Annotated in this window: 4 protein-coding genes; all 4 read right to left on the bottom strand. The window is 42.2% G+C overall.

Features of this window, described 5'->3' with window-relative positions; translation table 11 throughout:
• Positions 1-5 precede the first annotated feature (5 nt).
• Positions 6-296 (bottom strand): hypothetical protein, encoded by a 291-nt coding sequence (locus AS194_RS01055; RefSeq protein WP_058023645.1) that lies wholly within the window; start codon positions 294-296, stop codon positions 6-8.
• A gap of 379 nt (positions 297-675) precedes the next feature.
• Entirely contained in the window at positions 676-1,725 is a 1,050-nt protein-coding gene (locus tag AS194_RS01050) for a zinc-binding alcohol dehydrogenase family protein (RefSeq protein WP_058023646.1), read from the bottom strand.
• A 105-nt stretch (positions 1,726-1,830) separates the two neighbouring features.
• Entirely contained in the window at positions 1,831-2,685 is an 855-nt protein-coding gene (locus AS194_RS01045) for an SDR family NAD(P)-dependent oxidoreductase (protein ID WP_058023644.1), read from the bottom strand.
• 358 nt (positions 2,686-3,043) lie between these two features.
• A complete protein-coding gene (locus AS194_RS01040; protein WP_058023643.1) occupies positions 3,044-4,171 on the bottom strand; it encodes a M14-type cytosolic carboxypeptidase in 1,128 nt (375 codons plus the stop codon).
• Between the last annotated feature and the right edge of the window lie 97 nt (positions 4,172-4,268).

Below are 4,268 nucleotides of genomic sequence, written 5' to 3'. Positions count from 1 at the left end.
CTGACTCAAGTAAAACACTCTCCGATATAGTCGGGGCGATTCAAATAGTCATGTGCCATTTTAGCTGAGAAACCTTGTGGAGGAAGTGGATCAACTACTTCACTTGCGCCATAACGGCAATTTAAAAATCTTAAAAAATATTTTGTATATAATTTAAAAAAACCACTGTCCTTTTTAACACCATACTCTAAAAGAATAGTTTCTGTACTTTCTTTCTTTTCAGTTTTTTTTTGCATTAGACATGCAGCATGATTTTTTTCAGATAACAACTTTTCCACTGTATTGAATGAACTCACATTAATCTCCTTGCAGTTGGTTTAAACGATCTTTCCAATATTGACCTTTATCTTTATCAAAAACCTCACGATTAACTGGATGACTGTTGTTTCCATAAGCTTGCCACTCTCTTTTTCATATTGTTTGATCATTTCGGTTTGTTTGCGATGCATGTCAATTTTTGTTCCTGAGTCTATTTTCTTATATTCAACACCCATTTCTTCAATTTCATCAGTAGAATAGCGCTTTTGGTTACCCTGCGTGACGGAATTACTATTAGCTATTGAAGTACGACTAATTATATAACCACGCAAACCCCCAAAAAAACCACCCTAGCCATTCAAGCTGGGGTGGTTTTCTATTTTGGTTTTAAATTCATCCTTTCTAATGCTCTAAGTCCTAAGCAGGCCAACCTTCTAATACAATCTTGCCATGTGCTTGCTGGTTTTCTAGCATTTGGTGTGCACTGCGTAGATGCTCAGCCGTGATAGTGCCAAGATGATAGGCAACGGTGGTCTTGATCTCGCCTGCATCAATCATGTTGGCGACGTCCGTTAATAAACGATGCTGTTCAAGCATATCTGGCGTATGGAACATAGATCGCGTAAACATAAACTCCCAATGTAGGCTCAGACATTTAGTTTTAAGTAGCTTGGCGTCTAGTGAGTCAGGATCATCGATGAGCCCTAATTTACCTTGTGGCTTTAAGCATTTGATGATTTCTTCATAATGCTCTTCGGTGTTGTTTAGACTGATGACATAATCCACCTCAGTGATACCTGTCTTCTGTAGCTCTTGAAACAATGGGTTACGATGATTGATAACATGATCTGCGCCTAAATCCTTTAACCACTTTACGCTCTCATCTCGTGATGCAGTGCCAATAATCGTGGCAGAAGTTCGTATTTTTAATAACTGCGTTAAGATAGAACCAACGCCGCCTGCCGCACCAATGACTAATACCGAGACGTCATTATCACGCTCATCACTACCGTTTTTGTCTGCCGAATTATTAGTAACAGGTACTTGCAGGCGCTCAAATAACATCTCCCAAGCCGTGATCGTGGTGAGTGGTAATGCTGCCGCTTCTGCAAATGACAACGATGCTGGCATACGCCCAACAATACGCTCATCAACCAGCTGATATTCAGCATTACTGCCCGAACGAGTCAATTCCCCTGCGTAATAGACCTTATCCCCGACTGAGAATAGGCTTACCTCGTCGCCAACCGCTGTCACGATGCCCGCCGCATCCCAGCCAATCACTGCATACTCACCCTCTGGTGCAGGACGCGATTGACGGATCTTATAATCCACTGGGTTGACGGATATGGCTTTGACCTCTACCAGAATGTCATGGCCTGATGCAGTTGGCTTATCAAGGGTAATGTCTTGTAGCGCTTGTTCGTTATCGATAGCTAGGTTGTCTTGATAGCCAATGGCTTTTATTGTCTGATTTTGCATTGTTTTTATTCCTAATAATAAATAAATTGAACAGAGCTCTTATGTGGACAGTACTGAAGTAAATAGCGCTTAACAGGAGGTAATATATTTTTAATATAACGACTGTAACACCTGCTGTGTTTGGCTTTCTAGCTCTGCAATGGCTTCTTTGTCTAACGCATCGGCATGCGGTTGACCAAATTCGCCCCTAGCAGCGCCATGTGCACCATCTTTGATATCGTTGTCAAAGTATTTACCCGTGTCGTCCGCGAACTCGTCCGAGACAGCCAATGCTGTTAAGATATTTGCGCCTTTATCTGCTGATGACCAGTGATGACCGTAGGCTTCATCAACCATCTTGGTGTTCAGCAGTGAGCCTGGGTTAACAGCGATCACATTGATACCATCGCTAGCGACTCTATCTGCCAAATCCATACTCCACATCGTGAGTGCCAGCTTACTTTGCGCATAGGCAGCTTTGTCATCGAGACGCTCTTGTCCTACAAATGCCTTATATGATATTGGTGCTTGAGCAGCCGAGCTCAGATTTACGATACGCGCTTTACTAGATTGCTTGAGTAACGGTAGTAGCGCGTTTGTTAACTCATAAGGCGCTAGGTAATTGACCACAAAGCGTACGTCCAAACCATCTTTAGTTATCGCTGATGCCGTGGTATAAATCCCTGCGTTGTTTATCAATACATCCAGCTTTGGTAGCTTTTCATTGACGTCTGTGGCCATCTTGAGTACAGCCGTTAAGTCAGAGAAATCAGCGACAAATCCATCAATATGATCTACCGCATCGCCTGTTGCCACTGCTTGAACTTCTGCAATGACGCTGGCAAGTTTGTCAGCATCGCGGCCATGCAGGTACACTTGATGCCCAGCCTCTGCTAGCTTTAAAGCAGCCAATTTACCAATGCCATCTGTGCTACCGGTAATTAAAATTGTTTTAGTTTTACTCATGATTGCAACCATCCTGATTATTTGATTATTTGATTATTTGATTATTTGATTATTTGATTATTTGATTATTTGATTATTTGATTATTTGATTATTTAACTTATGGTTATATTATTAGTTACACGCTACATTTTATCCGCCGTCATGGTATCCATTGTTATGAAAGTGTTGTACTTCATACAGCCACTATTGATCATTTTTCAGTATTATTTTAAAAGTGGCGAACGCTTTATATAATTGTTTACTATAGGAAAATCATAACTATACACATAAATATCTGATAAATAAAAAACGCTAGTAAGTGAGTACTTACTAGCGTTTGAACAACGACTGTCTATCTAAATCTTCAGTTAGCGTCAATTAACGTAAATCATCAACGACGGCTAGCATGGCGATAAGCGATGCTTCCCCTAACTGAATAGAACGCTCTGGTGACCAGCCCATCTCTGTATCAGGTAGATTATCGTTGTCTTTAAATGGCATCTCTAACGTATTGGCAAGACAATCAAAACGCTCAGCGACCCAATGGGTTGCAAGCGTCATGTTCGCCTCACCTGGCGCATCAATCTCATAGCCGACCTCGGTCTGAAAGTCAGCACTGGCTAATTTCAATACGTCTGAGAACCGATCACGTAGATGTGCGAGGCGCTCATTATAACTTGGCGTGCCTTGAGAGCCCGCAAGGAATGCATAAGGCAATGCTTCATCCCCATGCACATCATAAAACAGATCAACGCCCGTCTCTTCCATCTTCTTAATCACATAAAACACTTCAGGGCTTTTGTCCAAGCTTGGACTTGCCCACTCACGGTTTAGATTCGTACCTGTGGCGTTCGTACGTAGATGCCCGCGTACACTGCCATCAGGATTCATATTGGGCACAATATAGAAATTGGCTTTATCTAATAATAGCCTGCTACTGGCATTGTCGCTATCTAACAAGCTATAGAGTAAACCTTCGACCAGCCATTCCGCCATCGTTTCACCCGGATGCTGACGCGCAGTGATCCAAATATTGCGCTTACTAGTATCGCCATCACCAATTTTGACCAAAGTAAGGTCACGCTTATCAAGCGTGTCGCCTAAATGCTCTAATGTCACTAGCGGATGTGTCTGTACAGCGGCTAATAAATCTTGATGACGCTCATAGCTATAAGGGGCAAAATAAGCAATTTGGATGGTTTCGCACGCCAGCTCTGCCACGATGGTTAATTTGCCATCTTGATAAGAAGTAGGCAAACGAAACCAATGCTGACGATCGTAGGAAGCGACTGCTTGATAATTCTCCCACCCTTCTAGATAGGAAGCCTGCCCTGCATTCATAATATGAAGAACGTACTCCTCTCCAACCTCGCCAGAGAGACGGAAGTTAAACCATTGGAAAAATTCTTCGCCAACGTCTGGACGAATGGCGAGCTGAATATTATTTTTATCTTCTATATTAAGTACGTCAATATTACCTGCGTCAAAATTGGCAGTGATACGCATGATCGCTCCTTGATGGGTTGTGATGAGTGGATTTGATAAGCTCAATTGAGGCATAAAGACATATGATAGTCTGTTTTATGCTAGATATGGGCCAATC

It is taken from the genome of Psychrobacter piscatorii (genome assembly GCF_001444505.1).
GTDB classification, from domain to species: domain Bacteria; phylum Pseudomonadota; class Gammaproteobacteria; order Pseudomonadales; family Moraxellaceae; genus Psychrobacter; species Psychrobacter piscatorii_B.
This window is presented reverse-complemented; position numbering and strand designations above follow the sequence as displayed.

Bases quoted from the DNA above. Each gene is read 5' to 3' on its own strand.
- AS194_RS01045 (WP_058023644.1), bottom strand. From the start codon at position 2,685: ATGAGTAAAACTAAAACAATTTTAATTACCGGTAGCACAGATGGCATT.
- AS194_RS01040 (WP_058023643.1), bottom strand. From the start codon at position 4,171: ATGCGTATCACTGCCAATTTTGACGCAGGTAATATTGACGTACTTAAT.